The organism is Bacteroides sp. CAG:633, assembly GCF_000435115.1.
Taxonomy (GTDB): domain Bacteria; phylum Bacteroidota; class Bacteroidia; order Bacteroidales; family Bacteroidaceae; genus Bacteroides; species Bacteroides ndongoniae.
This window is the reverse complement of sequence record NZ_FR883096.1, coordinates 45,453-65,912: the sequence shown is the minus strand read 5'-3', so window position 1 is coordinate 65,912 and position 20,460 is coordinate 45,453. Positions and strand designations below refer to the sequence as shown.

The window sequence follows — 20,460 nt, the reverse complement described above, 5'->3', positions numbered from 1 at the left end:
GGGAGCCGTACGGCGGTGATGGGCGAGACCGGAACGGGCAAGACAACACTGGTGCGACTGTTGCTGGCGTTCGACAAACCGCAGGCGGGAGCTATCCGGCTGAAGACGGGAAAGGAGACGGTGGAGGTGTCGGCGCGTACGCGGTGTAACTTTACGTATGTGCCTCAAGGGAACACGTTGTTCAGCGGGACGATCCGTGAGAACTTGCGGATGGGAAATCCGGAAGCGACGGGGGAAGAAATGTGCAGGGCTTTGCGGACAGCTGTAGCGGATTTTGTGTATGCGTTGCCCAACGGGCTGGATTCGTTTATCGGGGAACAGGGCAGCGGACTGAGTGAAGGGCAGGCGCAGCGAATTGCCATTGCCCGCGCTTTGTTGCGCAACAGTCCGATATTGTTGCTGGACGAAGCGACATCGGCGCTGGATGAGGAGACGGAACGGATATTGATGGAGAACCTGGAACGGGATTATACGGACCGGACCTTTATTTTTGTGACGCATCATGCGGCAGTGGCGGAGCGATGCGGACAGGTGGTGAAAATGAAGAATGAAGAGTATACTTCTATGTAAAAAAACAAAAGAGGTTTTGAGCGAGGCTAATGGGGAAATTTCACCACAGAGGACACGGAGTTGCACAGAGGATTGTGTGAGGGGTGAAACGCAGATGAACGCAGATTATCACAGATTATTTAGTCTGTGTTAATCGGTACTTAAATACTCACGCAGTTTTATCCGTGAATTTCCGTGTAATCCGTGCCTGGAAATAACAAAAGGTCAGCCACTTTGGGTTTTGACACACTTTCACATGAAACTTTCGGTGTGTTGCGAGCTACAGCATGGCGGCATACTTCCGCACTTGCTTCAGTCGCTCCATAAAAGAGGGGTCTGCGGCTGCCTGCTGCATGTTGCAGTCGAGCTGCATCCGCATCAGTAGCGAAGCACTGATACCCAATGCCGCCTCGAAGAGCATCGCTGTCTGTGTAGTAATCGGCCTACGGCAGTTGAGAATGTCGTTCAGCACCTTGTAGGAGATGCCCATCTGCTCGGCCAACCTACGTTGCGAGAGCTTACGTTCTTCGGTCTCTTCTTTCAGCAGTTCGCCCGGATGTATAGGGCGTTGACAGATGTATTTTCCCATAATTACTCTATTTATAATGATTCGATAATTCCAGTATATTGCAGATAGTCACTATCGTTTCCGATGAAACCTGTTCTACCGTGAACTCAATGCGGTACTGGTCGTTCACCCGGATGGAGGAAATACCAGCCTTGTCACCTTTCAATACTTCGTAATGGAGTGAACAGATGGCGTAAAGTTCCTCAACGCTTCTTGCTTGTTCCAGCACTTTGATGCGCAACTGATAGCGTGCCACGATATGCGGTTGAAAACGATGTTTCTTGTCTGTCGTCTTCCCTTCCTCGTACAACTGGCGCAAATAGTCCTTATCAAAGTTTATCTCCATTGCTTTCCGTATTGTTATTCACGTAGCAAAGATAAGGGATCTCTCCCATATATCCACTAAAAAAGTGGAATATTTTATATAACAGCCATAAGTTTCCCGTTTCTCAATCTGTCCGTTGCCTTCCTCCATGCCGACAGGCGTTTCCTGCGTGCCGGTCACGTGGTAGGCGGTCTTCAGGTAACCCGGCAGGGGAATGACGGATGCACCGTCCGTACGGTTCATGCCTCCAGGGGCATTGACCCACGCTGTGCCTAAAGGAAATTAGTAAACGATTTAGTCTGTGTTAATCGGTGGTATCTGTGGGGCTACTTATTCGCTGATCACCACTACTCCTTGCTCCGCTAACTGTCGGATGAGTGCTTCGGTGTCGGCCAGTGCTTCGGGGTAGGTGACGTTGTACTCCTCGGTGAGGCATTGGGCGAGGGCTTCGGTGCTGGCGATGCCTTCCTGTAATTTTCGGATGAGGAAAACGGCTGTTTCGTTGATCATCAGCATGTGGGAAAGGTTGATCTGTTCGCCGCATCCGATGAGGATGTGTTCGCCGGCGATGGTACGGATGAGGTAGTCGGGGTGGATGGTTGCTTTCATATATAGTTAGTTGAGATATACAAGTTAAGAGGGGTGTGTCATGGTAATGTAAGTATGACACACCCCTCTTTTAGGTTTATAAAGAATTAGTATACTTCCTGAATAACGATGGCGTCCTCTGGCAAAGTAAAGGAACGAACTGGATCACCGGAGGGGCTACGGGTGATGGTGGAGTGGGTCGCAAGGGATGACGCATTGCTTGATTCGCTACCAGTAGAAGGAGTTAGAGGGCCATAATTGTCTTCCCACGCCTTTTTAAATACAGCCAATTCGATTGCAAGCCCCGTAATATATGCATCTGCATTCCGTGGGTTATGTAAAGTTCCCTGAGTGACTATTTCTGTTTGTAAAGCTCCAACGTCACTCTTGAGCCATGCTTCATCTGGTTCTCCAGGACCAGTCCAGTGTTTGACGAGAAGATAAACATGTGGTCTATTCATACCCGTTACAGGGGAAAACAATGTATTTGTATGTTCACTTACATAACCGAAACCTTGGTACGCAGATTTAGCATTAGTGAACTCTTTTTGGACGAATGGCAAATATTCTTTTCCAACAATATCACCTTCGCCGAATTTAGTGGCATCACCACTGGAGTAATAGCCATTGGGGAGGTCGGTAGACAATTCGCCCGTTTCAATATTGTGATCTGTTGCAAAGCATTCACCTCCAATATAGATTTTTATATACCAATTGCTGGGAGCATCTCCCATAATTTCTGTAAATTTCGCATCTGATGTGGGATAGTTTGTAACTTCACCCATCTGAAAAGGATTATTTTTATCGTATATCAAAACTGCAGCTGCGAAAGATGCACAAGCTCTGGTTAAGCTTAAATCTCCATTGGTCGTTAAATCTACAATATCATGATTCTGATAATCATTACCCGCACCGCTACGAAAGATTTCCTTATTCACTTCCTTGTCTCGATAATAAAGGTAATAGGACTCATTCTGCCCCGCCCATCTCTCTTCTGAGAATTGTCCATCATGCATTGCCCATTCATCTTTCGGCCAAGAAGAAAAGTAACATTGTTCACTATCTTCTAATGTGATAGAGCTGCTTCCTTCAATAGCGTTTCCTTCTTTATCTAATGGAGTGATAGTCGCGTTTCCTGATTCGTCTACTTCAACTCGATAACGGAAGCCTTTATTACATATAGTTCCCGTGTTGCTAGGGCAATTCTCATAAACAGGAATTTTAATACATTCTTCTGAACCTATTTTATGAAGATAAATATAATCATAATCATAGTTCGTATCAAATTCATAATCACCGGAATTAATGCCTCTTGTTTGGCTGGACACCACTGCATTCAAATCTTTTCCGATGTAATAGATGCCCGGTTCTGCTCTTCGGATGTCGTCATTGTCAGTACATGATGCGGTTGGCAATAACAAAAAGAGGCATAGAGTATAGAAAATAGAAAAATGTTTCATTATTGAAATGTTTTTGTTTTTTTCAATGACGTGTAACATAAAATTTTGTGAAATCTGTTATTATCTTGAACCTACACGGTTCCAATCTCCAACAGCATTTATATCATTCCTGTTTTCAAATACAGAAGTTCCAGTACCTTTGGTGATTTTGAGGCACTTTGTATAACTTGTTGTCGTTACCGTCTGGCAGACAGCCTCACTGAACTCCCATTCCACCAGCCTTATACTTGGTTTAGTGTATTCTTTCTTTTTCATATCCATTTTATTCTCTTTTTTAAGTCAAATATTCGATGCAAAAGTAAGGATTCATAATGAAAATCAGAAAGTTGGAGGAGAAGAATGAGTGCCAAATGGTCATGTTGATGTGTCAGAAAGTCAAAGGAGGGGCACCACGGAGGAAACGGAGTGGCGCAGAGTTGTTTGCAGCACAAGATTACACAGATTATTACAGATGGTTGGACTTGGTATTCTGGAGGTAAGAGGCCTCTATGGCACTCTGTGTAATCTGTGGTGCAATAAAAAGGTAGGGAAGCTTATTTCGACCTTTTTGACTAAAAGATTTATTTCTGAATCATTTATCTTTCCAAAGACTCTCGTTTTTCCAATCGTCCGGGAAACCCATGGCCCGGACATCAATGGTCGGATAACGACTCAAGAGAGCGTTGAATCTCGAAATAATTGAATGGTTGGGATTGATTGTATTCAGCAAGTATATAATCATGCTCAATATAAAATAGACCTGCGGTGTTCCGCTGGCCGGCAATTTGATGAAAGTATTGCGCGGAGAGCGTGGCATTAATGGACGGATGCTTAAAGTCTTGTTCCACAAGCGGCTGTGGTGTGCACAAATATTCCGCACATACACAACACTATGCAACCATGATGCGAAAACCTTATCAGCCAGTCCGAAATATGCAGCTATGGAACGCTTGATTTTTCCAGGCAAGAGATTTTCGTATAATATGGAAAGCGTTCCGAATGAGGTTATTTCCATTGTTATCCAGCTTGGCGGGAAATGGTTGGAATATTTCGACTTGAATGATTTGATGAATTCTTCATCGCTGCGGCTGTATTCGTTGTCAATTTTTGACAGTAACTTTGCATGGCGGACTGGGTTTGAGAAAAGCGAGGAATCTTCAAACCAGTACGAACCATACTGTAAAGAAAGGATATATGCTGTTTGTGTACGGACTGCAACCTCTATTTTTTCAATCTCTGCAATAATCAGTTTGCGGAGTTCACTGTCAAACTTATAGATGTTATAGGCCGTTTCAAATGTGCTACCCGGTTTGAAAATATGCTGTTGTTTGTCTGTCAGTAGAGGATACCAATAACCGCTCAAACGATAATAACTGATATTCTGTAACAGGTGCAGGGCTTTCGGTTCATCCTCGAAAACCATTCCTCTTTGTTTGAGCAGGTTTATCTGGTCTGTAAAGGATATGAGATGCTTGGGATAAGGTACCTTATTCGTTGTCATGGGTATATAAAAATAAAAAGCTCACCCTGAGCGCGCTGTTCTTACGGGAAGCGGGGTAAGCATGTTGTCGCAAAGATAACACATTTTTTCTGTCCGACAAAACTTTCATCTGCTTTTCTTTTTATATAATATATCCCTGTTACGTAAAGCCTACCACTTCGCCCGTTGGGCAGAGGGTGTCAAAACTAAAAGTAACTGCCATCTTGTTATTTTTAGGCACGGATTACAGATGGTTGGACTTGGTATTCTGGAGGTAAGAGGCCTCTATGGCACTCTGTGTAATCTGTGGTGCAATAAAAAGGTAGGGAAGCTTATTTCGACCTTTTTGACTAAAAGATTTTGGTAGATTAGGATAGATGATGTACCTTTGTATACAAAGGTTATTCTAAAGTAGTATTCCAATAAATTATATCACAGGAAATATGACTATGCTATATCCGGTTGGTATTCAGAGCTTCAAAGAAATTCGCGAAGGCGGATATTTATATGTGGACAAGACTGCATTGATGTATCATCTTGTGTCCACAGGAAAATACTATTTTCTTAGCCGTCCTCGCAGGTTTGGCAAAAGTCTGTTGACTTCCACGTTGGAGGCATATTTTAAAGGTGAAAAAGAGCTTTTTAGAGGACTTGCCATTGAATCTTTTGAAAAGGACTGGACGGAATATCCTGTACTGCATATTGACTTCAGTGGAGTTGCCTACAAAGCTGAATCTGATCTTCAGAAGATGTTGAATCAGGTTCTGACCGAATGGGAAGACAAATACGGAATAACCGCTCAGTCCGATCTTCCGGGACTCAGATTCAGACAGATTATTGATGCCGCATACGAAGTAACCGGACATAAAGTGGTAGTCCTTATTGACGAGTATGGCAAGCCGATTGAAGACAACCTTACGAATGAAGAATTAAGAGAAACATACAGAGCTGTACTTCAGGGATTTTACAGTACCTTGAAAGTCAAGGATGAAAAGATTAAGTTCGCTTTTCTGACGGGCGTGTCTAAAATAGGTAAAGTCAGTGTGTTCAGCGGAATGAACAACTTAAAAGACATATCTATGGTATTTCAGTATGCAGACCTTTGTGGCATTTCTGAAGCTGAATTGCAGAAATACTTCGATGAAAGTATTGCGATGATGGCTGCTGAGCATAAAATTTCAAAGGAAACCTGTTACCGGAAACTTAAAGAACAGTACGACGGGTATCGTTTCCACCCAGACAGTGAGGGGGTATATAATCCATTTAGTCTTTTAAACTCTCTGCAAGACAGGGAATATGGAAACTATTGGTTTGAGACTGGTACGCCCTCTTTGCTTGTCGATGTGTTGCGAAAGACAACGTTTGACATTACGACTCTTGATAATCAGGAAGTGATTGCATCGTCTCTCAATGGGGCTGATTCTATCGTTGATAATCCGGTTCCACTTTTGTTTCAGACGGGTTACCTGACAATTAAAAGTTACGATCCGGACAGTAGACTATACACGCTTGGATATCCAAACGGAGAGGTAAAAGAAGGGTTCCTTAATTCGCTGATTACTTATTATCTGCGTTCATCGAATCCTGAAGAAAGTAAAGCTAAAATTCCTAAGATGCGCACAGCGCTTATAAAAGGAAGACCGGAAGACTTTATGAATTATCTGACAGCATTTTTCGCCAATATAAGTTATCAGATACAAGGCAATGCAGAGAAAAACTTCCAATATGCGATGTATATCATACTCGATTTAATAGGTATGGATGTGCAGGTTGAACGTGCTACAAGTAGTGGACGTATAGATCTGACTGTTCAGACGAAGGAGTATATTTACATTATTGAGTTAAAAATCAATTCTTCTGTAGAAAAAGCTTTGCAACAGATTGAGGAAAAAGGGTATGCCAGACCGTTCGCGACCAATCCGCGCAAATTGTACAAAATAGGAATTAACTTCTCTACCGCTACCCGTTGCATTGAAGACTGGAAAATCGTGGGATAAAAGGGACATGCCGCATGGTGCTCCCCTCTCTTTGGGAGAGGGGGTGGGGGTGAGGCCTCCTACCTCTTCTTCCCATACAGCTTATCGATCAGATCCGTACGGCCGATGCGGCGAAGCTCGTTGAGGATGTTTTTGCGTTCTTCGGGTTTGTACCAGAAGAAGAACAGGCGCTGAGCCAGTTTCTCGCGTTGGGTACGGGCACTGAACACGGGTTCGAGGGTGTAAGGATGGTAGCCCGTATACCATGTTTCGGTGGAGACCGTCATGGGGGTGGGCGTGAAGTCTTGCACCTGCTCCAGTTGGAAGTTCAGACGGCGGGTGATGACGGCAAGCTCGGCCATATCTTCTTCCTTGCAGCCGGGGTGGCTGGAGATGAAATAGGGAATGAGCTGCTGGCGCAATCCTTCCTGGCGGTTGATGGCATCGAACTGCTTCTTGAAGGTTTCGAACTGGCTGAACGACGGTTTCCGCATGATGCGGAGCACACGGTCGGACGTATGTTCGGGTGCTACTTTCAGCCGGCCGCTGACATGGCGGGCAATAAGCTCGTGGGTATACTGACGGGTGCTGCGGTTGATTTCCGGGTCTTTGCTTTCGTGCAACAGCAGGTCGTAGCGTACGCCACTGCCGATGAATGACTTTTTTATGCCCGGCAGGGCGTCGACAGCATGGTAAATGTCGAGCAGCGGGCGGTGGTCGGTGTTCAGGTTGGGGCACACCTGCGGATGGATACACGACGGACGCTTGCACTTGTGGCAGAGCTCGGGATTGTTGCCATGCATGCGGTACATGTTAGCACTGGGACCACCCAGGTCGCTGAGGTAACCTTTGAAGTCGGGCAGCTGCATGATGGCCTTGACTTCGCGCAGGATGCTTTCCTTGGAGCGGCTGACGATGAACTTGCCCTGATGGGCAGAGATGGTGCAGAAAGCGCAGCCTCCGAAACAGCCCCGATGGATGTTGACCGAAAACTTGATCATGTCGTAGGCGGGGATGCGTTTTCCCTTGTACTTGGGATGCGGCAGCCGGGTATAGGGCAGGTCGAACGAGTGGTCGAGTTCGGCTTCGGTAAGCGGCGGATAGGGCGGATTGACGACGACCGTCTGACGGCCTACTACCTGCAGGATGCGCGAAGCGGCGTACTTGTTGCTCTCTTCCTCGATGTGCCGGAAGTTGGCCGCCTGTTTTTTCTTGTCTTTCAGGCATTCTTCGTGAGAGAAGAGAAGGATGTCGTCTTCGTGCGAAACGGGATGGGCGTCGAGGTAAGCCATCTGGGGAATGTCGGCAATACATTGCCGGAAGTGCGGACCGACGGTACATGGTTCGGTACCGGCAGCGGACAGCCGGCGGACAAGTTCGACAACAGGCTTTTCGCCCATGCCGTAGATAAGGGCATCGGCACCGCTATCTACCAGAATGCTGGGCAGCACCTTGTCCTGCCAGTAGTCGTAGTGCGTGAGCCGGCGCATACTGGCTTCGATGCCTCCGAGTACGACGGGGACATCGGGATAGAGACGCTTCAGTATTTGGGTATAGACGATAGACGGATATTCGGGCCGCATGTCCGGACGGGCATCGGGAGTATAGGCATCGTCGCTGCGCAGACGCTTGTTGGCCGTATATTTGTTGACCATCGAGTCCATGCAGCCGGCACTGATGCCGAAAAACAGGCGAGGGCGTCCCAGCTTCTTGAAATCGCGCAGGTCGTCGCGCCAGTTGGGTTGGGGTACAATGGCTACCCGCAGGCCTTCAGCTTCGAGGATACGGCCAATGACAGCCGCACCGAACGAGGGGTGGTCTACGTAAGCATCGCCGCTGAAAAGGATGACATCCAATTCGTCCCATCCACGGAGTTCCACTTCTTTTTTGGTAGTGGGCAACCAGTCTGTAAGCCGGTATTCTTTCATGGGCGGGGAGAGGGGATGAATTGTAAAGTCAGCTGTTCGCCGTTGTAGATTTCGCGGAAGCCGATCTGCTGCTCTGAAAGATATTCCTTCAGGTCGTTGAATGCCAGGGAATCATCCATGATGATTTCTAACTGCTCGCCTTCGGCTGCTTCGCATATCGCTTTCATGGCGGGGATGAGTGGACTGTAATGCCGTTGTCCGCAGGTATTGACTGTTTTCATTCTTCTTCGTCTTCTTCTGAGGGCGTCTGGTTGGGAAGCCATTGGAGGTACAACTTGATGAGCTGCTGCAGACCAAATGCCTTCATATTGTTGTGGTAGATAACGTCGATGCACAGGTCGAGCAGGTCCTTGCAGTTCTCTTCCTGAGAAGCAATCAGGGAACGGATGTTCAGTTTCAGTTTGTCGAGAACGGTCTCGTCGACAATGCCGTTGCTGTCAATCAGATGGCGGAAAAGACCGTATCTTTCGATCGTAGAGAGATTCTCGTCGGAAACCTCGATGCTGCGTGTCCCGCTGGGGTTGGCTTGTATGGTGTACATGGCTTTTGAGTTTTTAAGTTTTTTGAGTTTCTGAGTTCTTGAGTTTTTGAGTTTTTGGGTTTTGAGTTTGTAAGTGATCGTTTTACTTTAACTTAAAAATTCATCAACTCATCAACTTAAAAACTCAAAAACTTAAAAGCTCATTAACTCCTTCCGTATTTCGTTTGTGGCAAAGATAGAAGTTTTTTTTGATTATTCAAAAAACTTCAGTATGGATGCCATGATGCCTGCCCTGTCTGATTCGGAACGGACAGACTCGAAGGGGAATCCCATGACGAACGTCCGGTAATCGTTTCCTTTGTAGGCAACGGCCGAGGCGGTGCGGCTGTCGGTGTAGACCATGGCGGCAAAGGCGGGTGCAGTGGGTTGGAGGCAGTCGGCCGAAGCGATGGGGCAGGTCGAACTGTTGGGGGCACTGGGAATGCTCAGGTTGCGGCCCAGGCCCTGAACGGAAATCGGATTGCCGCCGGGTTTGAACTGTCCGGCATATCTGTATTTTAATACATCCTGTGTGAATGTGCGTTCGCCTTGCGAGCTGTTCATGTCGCTGGCAACGTATGCACCGCTGACCAGCAGACGGCCACCTGACTGGCAGTAGGAAGTAAGAGCCCGCTGCATGGGGAAGGAGAAAGTCTTATAATAGACATTGCGGGCAGGATTGCTGTCGCGGTCGTCTTTCTCCATGCCCAGGATATAGTCGACGATGGGATAATCTTCGAGGCTGACGTGTCCTTCTTCGACGGCTTCGTCGCTGCACGATACGAAGCTGTATCTGCCTGCGGCCTGTATGGCCTTGCCGTGGATGAAGGGATAGTCGAAACGGTTGCCTGCTATTTTTATTCCTTCCAGTTCGTCGCCGCTTTCGCCCAGGGTGGTGCCGGCATTCTTACGGTTGAAGTCCTGCTGGTAGCCGCAGAGGGAGATGTCGTAAAGGTAAGGCACGCCGATATCCTGTGTCAGGTCGAACCCTGCCTGCACATCGTTGCTGAGGACGGCAGGACCACTGATGCGGTCGAATCCGTTGACGATGAGCACTTGTTTTTCTTCGTGGCGGGCTTTGTAGACCGACAGAATCTCGGATGGAAAACTTTCACCGCCCCGGTTGACGGCAGTCACTTTGAAAGAATAGATGATGCCCGGTTCTATCTTCATGGTATAGGAGGGACTGCTGACGCGTACACCGTTGTCGAAACCGCCTCGTCCGATGCGTGTGTAGACAATGTATTCGTTCGGACTGGCTGTCGGTTCGGCAGGGTCTGCAACCGGTTTCCAAGAAAGCTCGACCGTGTTCTTTTTACGACCGAACTGAGCGGCAAAGCGGTTGACCGGCAGGGGCTGTACGACATAGGGGCGGTCGTGCTGGGTGCACAGATATTTCAGAATGGCTTTGTAGAGCGAGCGTCCGACGGTGAACTTGAAATGCGGGTCGTGTCCCAGCCGCATGTCGGCAAAGTTCTGGTGGGACAACAATTCGACAATGGTAGAGGGAACGACGGGGAGGCGGGTTTCGCTGTAGTTGCGGTTCCACATGCTGCGGCGTGTCCAGTCGACGTTGAACGTAGAGCGGAGGTCGCGCTGGAGTTGGGAGAGCAGCAGGTCGGAGAGGTCGCGGGAAGCATAGCGGTCGGTACCGGCACCCAGTGGTTCGTCGACGGTACGGGTGGTATAGATGCCCAGGGTACCGATGATACAGTCCTCCTTGCTGACTCCGGCGTCGCTGTGGAGTGCCATGCTCATTTCGAACGGGATTCCCTTGCCCGGCTCATCGGGATTGAAGACGGAACCACCGGACAGGTAGTTGATGGTGCGCGAACGGGCGTTGATGTCGTCGGCATAGTCGTTATCGGCTTCGGGGCGGCCGTAGACCTGTGCAGGCATGCCGGCCCATTGGGCTGCGTAACGGGCTCCTTCGAGGTAGCGGGGAAGTCCGCTGGTCTGTCCGCCCCTGGCTATGTTCCCCATTCCTCCTCCGAAGCGGACTGCATCGGCACAGACCACCCCGTTTTCCTGACTTTCGTTGCTCAGGACAACCATGCCGTAATCGTTGACTCCCTTATCGAACGAGAACGTACCCAGATAAACCCAGGTACCGCCCCCGATTTGCTGGTTGACTTTGAACTCGGTGACTCCACCGTTGTGAAAGACCAGGTATTTGGCATCGCTGACGCTCTCGGGCAGGGTCTGGTAGGATACGTATACGGCATATTCGCCGGTTTCGGGGATGTCGGGAATCCATTCGGCGAAGGCTTTTTCTTTTTTCTTTTCGGTGCGGGCAAAGCGGGCAGTGCCGTCGGTAAAGGGATTCTCTCCATCCCGGTAGACGGTTTTCCGCCAGGCGAATCCTGGCAGGGAGGTATCAGTCCAGCGGGCTTTCCGGCTTTTCTCTTCGAAATAGATGGAACGCGTCTTTACGGGAGCACCGTCGTTGTCGACGATGACTTCGTGGGACTGTGTGTCGCGCTCGCGTGGCGTATAGACACAGGCTCCGGCGTTTTCGAGCATGGGGATGAGATAGGGCAATACAAAGGACTGGGTGAACTGATCTTCGGTGGTGCAGAACAACCGGGGACGTTGCCAGCCCCATTGGTTCTTGCTGTTGATGTAGTACTGACCGTGACTTTGCCAGATGGCGATATGACGTCCGGCAAGGCCGCGGGTGATGTCGTAAGGACGGGAAAGGCTACTGACCCACGGAGCAGTCTTGGATTCGAGGTTATGAAACAGGCGTTTCTTGTCTTTTTTCCCTTTGCGGTAGAAGTTGGGAATAAGGTCTTCGATGCTTCGGCCTTCGGCATACAGAGTAATGTCGAAATAGTTCACCGGTCCGGGCAGAAGCTGACGGATGCTGCGATAGATTCCGTCGGCGATTTCGGGGCGGAAGGGCTGGTTGGCAAAGCGGTCGCCGGCATAAATATGTATCTCTTTCCGGGAATAGTCGATGCGGAAACTGTCCAGGCGGCATGTGCCGAGACGGGTAGCCGAGCAGGTGTAGTTGTGGAAAAAATTCTGTAGCCGCTCTTCGACATTGCGTTCGATGTCTTGTGCGTGCAAGCTGGCGGCTGCCAGACAAAGAAGAAAAGAAAACGCGAATTTCTTCATCGGGAAAATTCTTGTAATAAAGTGACAGGAAGGAGGATGTGTCAAAATGGGGAAGTATATTCATTATGTTAATGTCATCCTGAACGAAGTGAAGGATCTTGATACATGAATAACTGTTTTCGAGATTCTTCGCTTTGCTCAGAATGACAAAATAACAAAAGGTCAGCCACTTTGGGCTTTGGTACACTCTCCTTTATAGAGGAATGTATTCGACGAAAGCTTCCATGGCTTCGTAGCTGGCCAGACCCAGTTTGTTGTACAGGTTGGCTGTGGCGCGGTTGCGGTCTTCGCTGCGTTGCCAGAACAGACGTTCGTCGTTGCCCAGGAATGGGGCGCTTTCCATCTGCGACTGATGCTTGAGGATAGAGTTACGTTTAGCACGCAGTTCTTCCGGACTGATGGGTACTGCCATTTCGATGTTCTCGATTTCCCACTCGGCCCATGCTCCGCGGTACATCCAGATGCGGCAATCCTTCAGCCATTCGGCATCTTCTTCCTTTTCGAGGTCGATAGCGGCAAATACGGCATCGGTGCAGACACGGTGTGTGCCGTGCGGGTCGGCCAGGTCACCGGCTACGAATATCTGGTGAGGCTTCACTTCGCGCAACAGGTTACGTACGATTTCCACATCGGCTTCGCTGATAGGGTTCTTCTGGATTTTGCCGGTTTCATAGAAAGGCAGATCAAGGAAGTGGCAATGGTCGAGAGGAATGTTGTTGTACGTGCAGGCAGTACGTGCTTCGCCCCGACGGATCAGTCCCTTGATGGTCAGGATGTCGCGCGTGTCCATGTCGCCATCTTGCTTTTCGCGCAGGTATTTGCGGATTTCAGCGTATTTTTCGTTGATTACCTGGTCCTCGCTGTTATTGAAAAGCTGGTTGAAACCGTTGATGAAATGCAGGAAACGGATCACTTCCTCATCGCCTACGGCAATGTTGCCGGAAGTTTCGTAAGCTACATGTACATCGTGCTTCTGTTCTACCAGACGGCGGATGGTGCCTCCCATAGAAATGACATCGTCATCGGGATGGGGAGAGAAGACAATGACCCGCTTGGGATACGGATTGGCACGCTCGGGACGGTACGTATCGTCTGCGTTGGGCTTGCCACCCGGCCATCCGGTGATGGTGTGTTGCAGGTCGTTGAATATCTTGATGTTGACATTGTAGGCAGAACCGTAGAGTGCCAGCAATTCGCTCAAACCGTTCTCGTTATAGTCTTTGTTGGTCAGTTTCAGGATAGGTTTGCCGGTAAGCTGACACAGCCAGACAATGGCACTCCGGATGAGCTTGTCGTTCCACTCGCATGAAGTGACCAGCCACGGGCGTTGGATACGGGTCAGGTTGGCAGCTGCTGACAGGTCGATGGCAATGTGCGCATTGTTGTGGGTCTGCAGGTAAGATGCCGGAATTGTATCGGTGATGTTGCCTTCGACACACTCTTTGATCATTTGCGCCTTTTCTTCACCCCAGGCCATCAGGTATACTTTCTTTGCAGCGAGAATGGTGGATACGCCCATGGTGATGGAGCTGATGGGAGTATTTTCGATGTTGCCGAACATCTTGGAAGCTTCGTTGCGTGAAGCGTTGTCCAGTAAAATCAAACGGGTGGTGGAATTCAGTCGCGATCCGGGCTCGTTGAAGCCAATGTTACCAACACGTCCGATGCCCAGCACTGCAACGTCGATGCCTCCAAAGCTTTCGATGCGCTGTTCGTACAGGCGGCAATATTCGAAGATGGTATCTTTGGCGATGCTACCACTGGGGCTGAAAATATTCTGCGGGTCAATGTCTACGTGGTTGAGCAACATTTCCTTTAAGGAATTGAGGTTGCTGCTTACCGCATTTTCTGACAATGGGTAGTATTCGTAAAGATTGAACACAATGACGTTGCGGAAGCTCAGTCCTTCTTCACGATGCATACGGATGAGGGCTGAATATACGTTACGCGGAGAATTGCCACCGGCTAAGGCCAGCACACAGAAGCGGCCGGCTTTCTGCTTGTCACGGATGATCTGTGCAATGTCGAGAGCAACCTGGTTGGCACCTTCTTCGGGTGATTCATAAATGTCTGTCGGTATCTTTTCCAGCCGGGTAAGGACTGAACGTTCGAAAGCATTCTCAGGTCTGTAGTACCTGGGGGATACTCTGTTGAGAGTGATTTGAGAACTTAGATTGGTTTTCATAAACTTGTGATATTATAAATGGTTATAATCGTTTTTGAGTCTTTAAGCTGATGAGTCGCAGATTGGGTATGCTCTTGTAGAAACTTAAATCTGAAAAACAAACAAACTTGCCAACTCAAAAACAGATAAACTTGCAAACTTAAAAATATCTTTATGAGAGTGTATTGGTTTCGGGGATCAACCGGCCCATAGCCCATACTGCTCTGATCTTGAGATCGTCGTCCATGACGATGATATCGGCGTCTTTTCCTTTCTGGAGTGAACCTTTGCGGTCGTAGACTCCCATGATACGCGCCGGTGTTTCCGAAGCCATACGTACAGCATCGGCCAAAGGTATGTCGGCCTTTTGCACCATTGTACGTATCAGACGGTCCATTGTGGCAATACTGCCGGCCAGTGCGGAACGGTCGGCCAGCTTGCATACACCGTCTTCGATGATGACGCGAGGGTCGAATGCTTCCTGGCTGTCGCTGGCTGCGCAAGCCAATGCATCGGTGATGAGACAGGTGCGTTCCACACCTTTTATCTTGTAGACAAGGCGCAGGATCGTGGGAGGCACATGTATGCCGTCGGCAACTACTTCTACTGTCATGTCGTCCAACAGGTAGATACTTTCTACTGTACCTTCGTACTTGTATTCACGACGCTTGTGGAATCCGGGCATGGCATTGTAGAAATGGGTGGCATGCGTATATCCGGCTTCGTAGGCTGTGCGGATGTCTTCGAATTCAGCCTGTGTATGGGCGACTGATGCCAGTATGCCTTTGGCTGAAATATATTTGCCAAACTGCATGGCGCCCGGTAACTCGGGAGCTGCATCCCATCGCTTGATACAATTCCATTTTTCTACAATGGGAATATATTCATTGGGGTCGGGGTTCTTGATGTTTTCGGGCATCTGACCGCCGGCCATTGCCATATTCAGATAATGGCCTTCGAGATGCAGACCCAATATGGGGCTGTCTTTTTCCTGCATCAGTTTCGTACATGTTTCAGCAGCCTGTTCGATCATAGGCACTGTGGATGAAGACAAGGTGGGGAAAATACTGGTTGTGCCGTAACGCATGTGTGTGTTTACAGCTGTGCGGAATGCATCTTCCGTACATTCCATAAAGTCGCGTCCTCCTCCGCCATGGGCATGGATTTCTACACCACCAGGCAGTACATACATGCCTTTGACATCGATCAGTTGGGCGCCGATTACGGCGAGGTCGCAATTGGTTACTTCCAATATTTTATTGTCCCTTATCAATACGGAACCGTCTTTAAGCCATCCTTGAGGAGTAAGGATGCGTGCGTTGATTAATTGAGTCAACATAGGATTTAGTTGGTTAGTTTATTAAGATTAAGTATTTTCTTGCCTGTGTGATAAAAACACACTTCAAAATACAAATGTAGGGACTTTTTGCCTATGTTGCACTCATTTATTGCAGGTATTTTCTTTAAAAAGTCAAAATAAAGCTGTCAAAAGATATAGGACGCATTGGAAAATGATAGAAATATATGCCTTTGAACGCTTTCAAATCAGGTTTGGCTAAAATAACGTGGAAGTGGTGTAGTTTAAAATTCTTTAAAAAGAAGGCTCTATGCAGATATTTCTTTATGTTTGGGGTGTTATATACTTAAGTCTTGGATTTATTAAAATTAGCAGGGTGCAAAGGGCCTATGATTAAGCATTAAAGGCGGAAAATGAGATGTTGCTATGCTGTTGCTTTTGACTTTGGCAAAGTGGGTGTCTCTATAACGATTTAACTTTGGGAAGAATATCAAACAACGTAACTTAAATATTTAACCGTTTATGAAAAACTGGAGAATTGAAGCGATTATTATCGCCATCGGTATCATTATGCTGGGTGTGATGATACGAAACGGTATCAACGATTTTAGAGAAAAAGATCGGGTGGTAACAGTGAAAGGATTGGCTGAAATGGAAGTTCCGGCTGATAAAGTTGTATGGCCCCTGATGTATAAGGACATCGGGAATGATCCGGCTGTGCTGTATGCTAATCTGGAACAGAAAAACAAGGCAATTGTGCAGTTTCTGAAATCGAACGGAATCGGTGATGATGAAATCAGCATTGCGCCGCCCGAAGTAATAGATATGCAGGCCGAACGGTATGCCGACCGTAATGTGAACTATCGCTATAATGCTACTTCGGTGATAACCGTGACATCGAAAAATGTGGATAAGGTGCGTAAATTGATGTCAGAACAGGCCGAACTGATGAAACAGGGAATCACGATAACGGGAGGGGATTACCGGTATAATGTAGTGTATGAGTTTACGGGACTGAATGAGGTAAAGCCGCAGATGATAGAAGAGGCAACCAAGAATGCACGGGCCGCGGCTGAAAAATTTGCCAAAGACTCGGACAGCAAGCTGGGTAAAATACGGAATGCGTCGCAGGGGCAGTTTACGATTACCGATCGTGACGCCAATACACCTTATATTAAAAGTATACGTGTGGTGACTACCGTGAATTATTATCTGAGAAAATAGAAAAACGGTCGGCATCTTGCCATACGGGAAACTTCTTCCGGAAGTTTTGCAGTTGATTGAAAGAGAGTGTTGCGGTCGCAATGCTCTCTTTGTCGTTAGGGACGGATGCCAGCACTTCTCCCTTGGGCGAGTACAAGATGCTTCCTCCGTTGTAGATAAGTCCGTTTCCGTCTGTACCGATCCGGTTTACTCCGCATGTGTAGCAGAGGTTTTCCTGGGCACGTGCCTGAAGCAGGATATCCCAGGCACTGCGGCGGGAAGAGGGCCAGCTGGCTACATAAATTAGCAGATCGTATTCGTTGTCGACATTGCGGCTCCATACCGGGAAACGCAGGTCGTAACAAATTAGCAGTAGAATGTGCCAACCTTTGTAAGTGATGATTGGACGTTGGTTGCCAGCTGTGTATTGTTCGCCTTCCATGCCGATGCGAAACAGATGCCGCTTATCGTAAAAGTAGCTTTCGCCTTCAGGGGTAAGGAAAAAGCCACGGTTGTAATAGTGTTGTACCGAAGCGGGGTCGGAATCGCTTGCAATGAAACTCCCGGTAATGGCCATTTGGTATTGTTTGGACCATTGCTGCAGGGTGGTAATGGTCTCTCCGGTCACAGGTTCAGCCAAGGCTGCGGGTGACATGCTGAAACCGGTCGAGAACATTTCGGGCAAAACAAGGATGTCCGTTTTTCCACAGAGGGATTGCAGTTTCTCGTGTACGCGGCGAAGGTTTTCTGTTTTGTTTTCCCAAATGATGTCTGTTTGCAGAAGGCTGATGCGTAATGAGTCCATGGTAGGGGTGCGTGATAGAAGTTTGTTATACATCTCCAATCGTGAAATTGGCAGGATGTTTGCCCCGGAATGCCTTGAAGTAAAGCTTTATTTCGCGCATTTCCTTTTCGAAATCTCCTGTAGGGATGACTACTTTGGTGGCATAGATTGTTTTTGACGGATAGTCTACTCCGATGAGTACAATGGGTACCTGCGCTTTCAGGGCAATGTAGTAAAACCCTTTTTTCCATTCCGGATTGGCCTTGCGTGTACCTTCGGGCGTAATGGCCAAATGAAACTGGGTGCTGTTGGCAAATCGTTCAGCCATCTGGTCGACCATGGAAGTTCTTTTATCACGATTGACCGGGATGCCACCGATCGCTTTGAAAAATATGCCTAAAGGGAAGAAAAACCATTCTTTTTTCATCATGAAGCAGGCTTTCCGTCTAAGTGAACCGTAGAACAGCTTTCCGATGAAAAGATCCCAATTGGACGTATGAGGAGCGGCACAAATTACGCACTTGTCGTAATTGGGCACTTCCAGACGGGTTTTCCATCCCAATAGGCGGTAAAAGATGAAGCTATAAAAGGATTTCTTCATTTTTATCCTAATTTGCTCATGGCATCAATAATCTCGTTCACTTTAGCGTTGAAGTCTGAATGGAATTTTTTATAGAATCCTTTTACATTGCCCGGTTCGGTGTGGCTGATGCGACTGATGAACTCGTCTTGCATGTTCAGAATTTCGCCCATCAGTTCGTCAGCTTTCTGCTTGTCTGCTCCCGGAACAAATTTACTGATAACCAGACATTCGGTAAACAACTCTCCTGCAATATAGTTAACGCTCTTCTTCAAATTCTTTCTGCTTGCCATAATTTTCCGTTTTTTAAGTGAATAATTGGTTTTCCAAAAATATAGAAGACTTGATTCTTTACAGGCCAGGACGAAATTGAATGATTCTTTTCTGCAAATAAAAAGCCTGCTAAAAAATCATTGCCTTTTATTTTCGGTAAAGATACTACTTTTTTATCAATAAAAGGAAAAAAGAAAATATTTTTAGAACAACGCTTGGGCATATTTGTGTTTGCCTGAGAATGGGGTGGTGTGGAAAAAGTCTACAGGCTGATGTGGAGTTTCTACACAATCCACATTGACGGGTTGGTTGAGTGGAAGGATTTTAATATGGCTTTATTTGTTGAAAACGAGAGATTTGCGTACCTTTGTACTCCTTAAGCCGGTTTTGGCATCGGACTTGCATTCTTATATCAGAAAATAACAGGGTTAAATTTAATAAACAAACAAGCATGAAACTGTTTTTTACAAAAAAAGAATTGAAGCTGAAGAGAAAGAGAGTTATAGGCATGGTTGCCTGTATGGCTGTATTGGTGGGCGGATACGTCATCTGGACATGGCCTGAAAAAGTTCAACCTCAAGTTCCTATTGTAATGGTAGAACCTGCTGCTACCGAGGATGTAGAAATTTACGGCGATTATGTGGGACGTATCAGAGCACAGCAATTTGTGGAAGTACGTGCACGTGTGGAGGGTTTCCTCGAAAGCATGGAGTTTGCCGAAGGTACTTATGTGACCAAAAACCAGGTCTTGTTTGTCATAGACCCCAAACAATATCGTGCCAAAGCTGATAAAGCGCGGGCACAGTTGCGTAAAGATTCGGCTTCGGTAAGAAAAACCAAGCGCGATTTGGAACGTATACGTCCTTTGTTCGAACAAAACGCTGCCAGTCAGCTCGATCTGGACAATGCTATTGCGGCTTATGAAACGGCCGTGGCCAGCATGGGTATGAGTCAGGCCGATCTGGATCAGGCAGAACAGGAATTGGGATATACGTGGGTGCGCTCGCCGATATCGGGACACATCAGTGAACGTTATGTCGATCTGGGTACGCTGGTGGGTACAGCTGGAAAATCATTGCTGGCTACAGTGGTCAAGAGTGACACGGTGCTGGTGGACTTCAGTATGACAGCACTCGACTATCTGAAAAGTAAAGAACGTAACGTAACTTTGGGACAGAAAGACTCCACCCGTTCGTGGCAGCCTACTGTTACCATTACTTTGCCTGATAATAGTGTATATCCTTATAAAGGTTTGGTGGACTTTGCCGAACCGCAGGTTGATCCTAAAACAGGTACTTTCTCGGTTCGTGCCGAGATGCCTAATCCTGACCGGGTGCTTCTGCCTGGGCAGTTTACCAAGGTAAGATTGCTGCTCGACGTACGTGAGAATGCAACCGTCATTCCGCAAAAGTCGCTTATTATAGAAAAAGGTGGTGCGTATGTGTTCGTCATGCGTCGTGATTCGACAGTGGAACGCCGCTTTATCGAACTGGGACCTGAGTTCGGAAACAGTGTAGTTGTAGAGCGTGGATTGGCACATGGTGAAATGGTAGTGAGTGAAGGCTATCATAAACTCAGCCCGGGTATCAAGGTACGGGTAGGAGAAGCTGTGCCTTCTCAGGAAGAGGAAGAGAATAAGAAGTCATAACCTAAACGCAGAACCAGT

General features: G+C 47.6%; 21 protein-coding genes. 4 read left to right on the top strand and 17 right to left on the bottom strand.

The features are described from left to right. Positions 1 to 570, top strand: a 570-nt coding sequence (locus tag QVP67_RS10225; protein ID WP_288180108.1) for an ATP-binding cassette domain-containing protein, incomplete at its 5' end; no start/stop codon positions are given. A gap of 259 nt (positions 571 to 829) precedes the next feature. On the opposite strand, the gene QVP67_RS10220 is transcribed toward QVP67_RS10225, so the two are convergent. The 7 genes from QVP67_RS10220 to QVP67_RS10190 form a co-directional block, all read right to left on the bottom strand. Continuing rightward, entirely contained in the window at positions 830 to 1,138 is a 309-nt protein-coding gene (locus tag QVP67_RS10220) for a HigA family addiction module antitoxin (RefSeq protein ID WP_022163465.1), read from the bottom strand. A gap of 7 nt (positions 1,139 to 1,145) precedes the next feature. Next, the gene (locus QVP67_RS10215; protein WP_022163464.1) at positions 1,146 to 1,463 is read right to left on the bottom strand and encodes a type II toxin-antitoxin system RelE/ParE family toxin; all 318 of its coding nucleotides are present in this window, start codon (positions 1,461 to 1,463) and stop codon (positions 1,146 to 1,148) included. Between the two features lie 18 nt (positions 1,464 to 1,481). Next, positions 1,482 to 1,685, bottom strand: a complete 204-nt coding sequence (locus QVP67_RS10210) for a hypothetical protein (RefSeq protein WP_022163463.1) — start codon at positions 1,683 to 1,685, stop codon at positions 1,482 to 1,484. An 87-nt stretch (positions 1,686 to 1,772) separates the two neighbouring features. Continuing rightward, positions 1,773 to 2,051, bottom strand: coding sequence for a PqqD family protein (locus tag QVP67_RS10205; protein WP_022163462.1), 279 nt, complete (start codon positions 2,049 to 2,051; stop codon positions 1,773 to 1,775). 86 nt (positions 2,052 to 2,137) lie between these two features. Continuing rightward, positions 2,138 to 3,529, bottom strand: coding sequence for a hypothetical protein (locus QVP67_RS10200; RefSeq protein ID WP_288180107.1), 1,392 nt, complete (start codon positions 3,527 to 3,529; stop codon positions 2,138 to 2,140). 21 nt (positions 3,530 to 3,550) lie between these two features. Then, positions 3,551 to 3,745 carry a hypothetical protein gene (locus QVP67_RS10195; protein WP_288180106.1) on the bottom strand — a complete coding sequence of 65 codons (195 nt, stop codon included), beginning with the start codon at positions 3,743 to 3,745 and terminating at the stop codon, positions 3,551 to 3,553. Positions 3,746 to 4,061: 316 nt separating this feature from the next. After that, positions 4,062 to 4,970: an Abi family protein gene (locus QVP67_RS10190; protein WP_022163458.1), complete on the bottom strand. Its 909-nt coding sequence runs from the start codon at positions 4,968 to 4,970 to the stop codon at positions 4,062 to 4,064. 422 nt (positions 4,971 to 5,392) lie between these two features. On the opposite strand from QVP67_RS10190, the gene QVP67_RS10185 reads away from it, so the two are divergent. Continuing rightward, positions 5,393 to 6,946, top strand: a complete 1,554-nt coding sequence (locus QVP67_RS10185; protein WP_288180104.1) for an ATP-binding protein — start codon at positions 5,393 to 5,395, stop codon at positions 6,944 to 6,946. 59 nt (positions 6,947 to 7,005) lie between these two features. On the opposite strand, the gene QVP67_RS10180 is transcribed toward QVP67_RS10185, so the two are convergent. The 6 genes from QVP67_RS10180 to nagA form a co-directional block, all read right to left on the bottom strand. Then, entirely contained in the window at positions 7,006 to 8,853 is a 1,848-nt protein-coding gene (locus tag QVP67_RS10180) for a YgiQ family radical SAM protein (protein WP_022163455.1), read from the bottom strand. Continuing rightward, positions 8,850 to 9,074 carry a sulfurtransferase TusA family protein gene (locus QVP67_RS10175; protein WP_022163454.1) on the bottom strand — a complete coding sequence of 75 codons (225 nt, stop codon included), beginning with the start codon at positions 9,072 to 9,074 and terminating at the stop codon, positions 8,850 to 8,852. Before QVP67_RS10175 ends, QVP67_RS10180 begins: the two co-directional genes overlap by 4 nt. Beyond that, positions 9,071 to 9,394, bottom strand: coding sequence for a hypothetical protein (locus tag QVP67_RS10170; protein WP_022163453.1), 324 nt, complete (start codon positions 9,392 to 9,394; stop codon positions 9,071 to 9,073). The genes QVP67_RS10175 and QVP67_RS10170 overlap by 4 nt, the downstream gene beginning before the upstream one ends. Positions 9,395 to 9,586: 192 nt before the next feature. Beyond that, positions 9,587 to 12,493 carry a golvesin C-terminal-like domain-containing protein gene (locus QVP67_RS10165; protein ID WP_022163452.1) on the bottom strand — a complete coding sequence of 969 codons (2,907 nt, stop codon included), beginning with the start codon at positions 12,491 to 12,493 and terminating at the stop codon, positions 9,587 to 9,589. A 193-nt stretch (positions 12,494 to 12,686) separates the two neighbouring features. After that, entirely contained in the window at positions 12,687 to 14,678 is a 1,992-nt protein-coding gene (locus QVP67_RS10160; protein ID WP_022163451.1) for a glucosamine-6-phosphate deaminase, read from the bottom strand. Between the two features lie 151 nt (positions 14,679 to 14,829). Beyond that, positions 14,830 to 15,996, bottom strand: a complete 1,167-nt coding sequence (gene nagA / locus QVP67_RS10155) for an N-acetylglucosamine-6-phosphate deacetylase (protein ID WP_022163450.1) — start codon at positions 15,994 to 15,996, stop codon at positions 14,830 to 14,832. A 480-nt stretch (positions 15,997 to 16,476) separates the two neighbouring features. Here nagA and QVP67_RS10150 point away from each other — a divergent pair, with 480 nt between their 5' ends. Next, a complete protein-coding gene (locus QVP67_RS10150) occupies positions 16,477 to 17,178 on the top strand; it encodes an SIMPL domain-containing protein (protein WP_022163449.1) in 702 nt (233 codons plus the stop codon). On the opposite strand, the gene QVP67_RS10145 is transcribed toward QVP67_RS10150, so the two are convergent. The 4 genes from QVP67_RS10145 to QVP67_RS10130 are packed head-to-tail and all read right to left on the bottom strand — an operon-like array spanning position 17,150 to position 19,017. Further along, complete coding sequence (locus QVP67_RS10145; protein ID WP_022163448.1) at positions 17,150 to 17,962, bottom strand: amidohydrolase; 813 nt, start codon at positions 17,960 to 17,962, stop codon at positions 17,150 to 17,152. The two genes, QVP67_RS10150 and QVP67_RS10145, sit on opposite strands and share 29 nt — an antisense overlap. A gap of 25 nt (positions 17,963 to 17,987) precedes the next feature. Then, positions 17,988 to 18,542: a 1-acyl-sn-glycerol-3-phosphate acyltransferase gene (locus QVP67_RS10140; RefSeq protein WP_022163447.1), complete on the bottom strand. Its 555-nt coding sequence runs from the start codon at positions 18,540 to 18,542 to the stop codon at positions 17,988 to 17,990. Positions 18,543 to 18,544: 2 nt separating this feature from the next. Further along, positions 18,545 to 18,814 carry a hypothetical protein gene (locus QVP67_RS10135; RefSeq protein WP_022163446.1) on the bottom strand — a complete coding sequence of 90 codons (270 nt, stop codon included), beginning with the start codon at positions 18,812 to 18,814 and terminating at the stop codon, positions 18,545 to 18,547. Continuing rightward, positions 18,793 to 19,017: a hypothetical protein gene (locus tag QVP67_RS10130; protein WP_288180103.1), complete on the bottom strand. Its 225-nt coding sequence runs from the start codon at positions 19,015 to 19,017 to the stop codon at positions 18,793 to 18,795. Before QVP67_RS10130 ends, QVP67_RS10135 begins: the two co-directional genes overlap by 22 nt. 228 nt (positions 19,018 to 19,245) lie before the next feature. Between QVP67_RS10130 and QVP67_RS10125 the strand changes: the two genes are divergently transcribed. Next, positions 19,246 to 20,442: an efflux RND transporter periplasmic adaptor subunit gene (locus QVP67_RS10125; RefSeq protein WP_022163445.1), complete on the top strand. Its 1,197-nt coding sequence runs from the start codon at positions 19,246 to 19,248 to the stop codon at positions 20,440 to 20,442. Positions 20,443 to 20,460: the final 18 nt, after the last annotated feature.

Excerpts from the sequence above, each read along its gene's own strand:
- QVP67_RS10160 (WP_022163451.1), bottom strand. The coding sequence starts at position 14,678 with ATGAAAACCAATCTAAGTTCTCAAATCACTCTCAACAGAGTATCCCCC.
- QVP67_RS10195 (WP_288180106.1), bottom strand. The coding sequence starts at position 3,745 with ATGAAAAAGAAAGAATACACTAAACCAAGTATAAGGCTGGTGGAATGG.
- QVP67_RS10215 (WP_022163464.1), bottom strand. The coding sequence starts at position 1,463 with ATGGAGATAAACTTTGATAAGGACTATTTGCGCCAGTTGTACGAGGAA.
- QVP67_RS10185 (WP_288180104.1), top strand. The coding sequence starts at position 5,393 with ATGACTATGCTATATCCGGTTGGTATTCAGAGCTTCAAAGAAATTCGC.
- QVP67_RS10180 (WP_022163455.1), bottom strand. The coding sequence starts at position 8,853 with ATGAAAGAATACCGGCTTACAGACTGGTTGCCCACTACCAAAAAAGAA.
- QVP67_RS10170 (WP_022163453.1), bottom strand. The coding sequence starts at position 9,394 with ATGTACACCATACAAGCCAACCCCAGCGGGACACGCAGCATCGAGGTT.
- QVP67_RS10140 (WP_022163447.1), bottom strand. The coding sequence starts at position 18,542 with ATGAAGAAATCCTTTTATAGCTTCATCTTTTACCGCCTATTGGGATGG.
- QVP67_RS10125 (WP_022163445.1), top strand. The coding sequence starts at position 19,246 with ATGAAACTGTTTTTTACAAAAAAAGAATTGAAGCTGAAGAGAAAGAGA.
- QVP67_RS10200 (WP_288180107.1), bottom strand. The coding sequence starts at position 3,529 with ATGTTACACGTCATTGAAAAAAACAAAAACATTTCAATAATGAAACAT.
- QVP67_RS10130 (WP_288180103.1), bottom strand. The coding sequence starts at position 19,017 with ATGCCCAAGCGTTGTTCTAAAAATATTTTCTTTTTTCCTTTTATTGAT.
- QVP67_RS10150 (WP_022163449.1), top strand. The coding sequence starts at position 16,477 with ATGAAAAACTGGAGAATTGAAGCGATTATTATCGCCATCGGTATCATT.
- QVP67_RS10145 (WP_022163448.1), bottom strand. The coding sequence starts at position 17,962 with ATGGACTCATTACGCATCAGCCTTCTGCAAACAGACATCATTTGGGAA.
- QVP67_RS10220 (WP_022163465.1), bottom strand. The coding sequence starts at position 1,138 with ATGGGAAAATACATCTGTCAACGCCCTATACATCCGGGCGAACTGCTG.
- QVP67_RS10175 (WP_022163454.1), bottom strand. The coding sequence starts at position 9,074 with ATGAAAACAGTCAATACCTGCGGACAACGGCATTACAGTCCACTCATC.
- nagA (WP_022163450.1), bottom strand. The coding sequence starts at position 15,996 with ATGTTGACTCAATTAATCAACGCACGCATCCTTACTCCTCAAGGATGG.
- QVP67_RS10135 (WP_022163446.1), bottom strand. The coding sequence starts at position 18,814 with ATGGCAAGCAGAAAGAATTTGAAGAAGAGCGTTAACTATATTGCAGGA.
- QVP67_RS10205 (WP_022163462.1), bottom strand. The coding sequence starts at position 2,051 with ATGAAAGCAACCATCCACCCCGACTACCTCATCCGTACCATCGCCGGC.
- QVP67_RS10210 (WP_022163463.1), bottom strand. The coding sequence starts at position 1,685 with ATGAACCGTACGGACGGTGCATCCGTCATTCCCCTGCCGGGTTACCTG.
- QVP67_RS10190 (WP_022163458.1), bottom strand. The coding sequence starts at position 4,970 with ATGACAACGAATAAGGTACCTTATCCCAAGCATCTCATATCCTTTACA.
- QVP67_RS10165 (WP_022163452.1), bottom strand. The coding sequence starts at position 12,493 with ATGAAGAAATTCGCGTTTTCTTTTCTTCTTTGTCTGGCAGCCGCCAGC.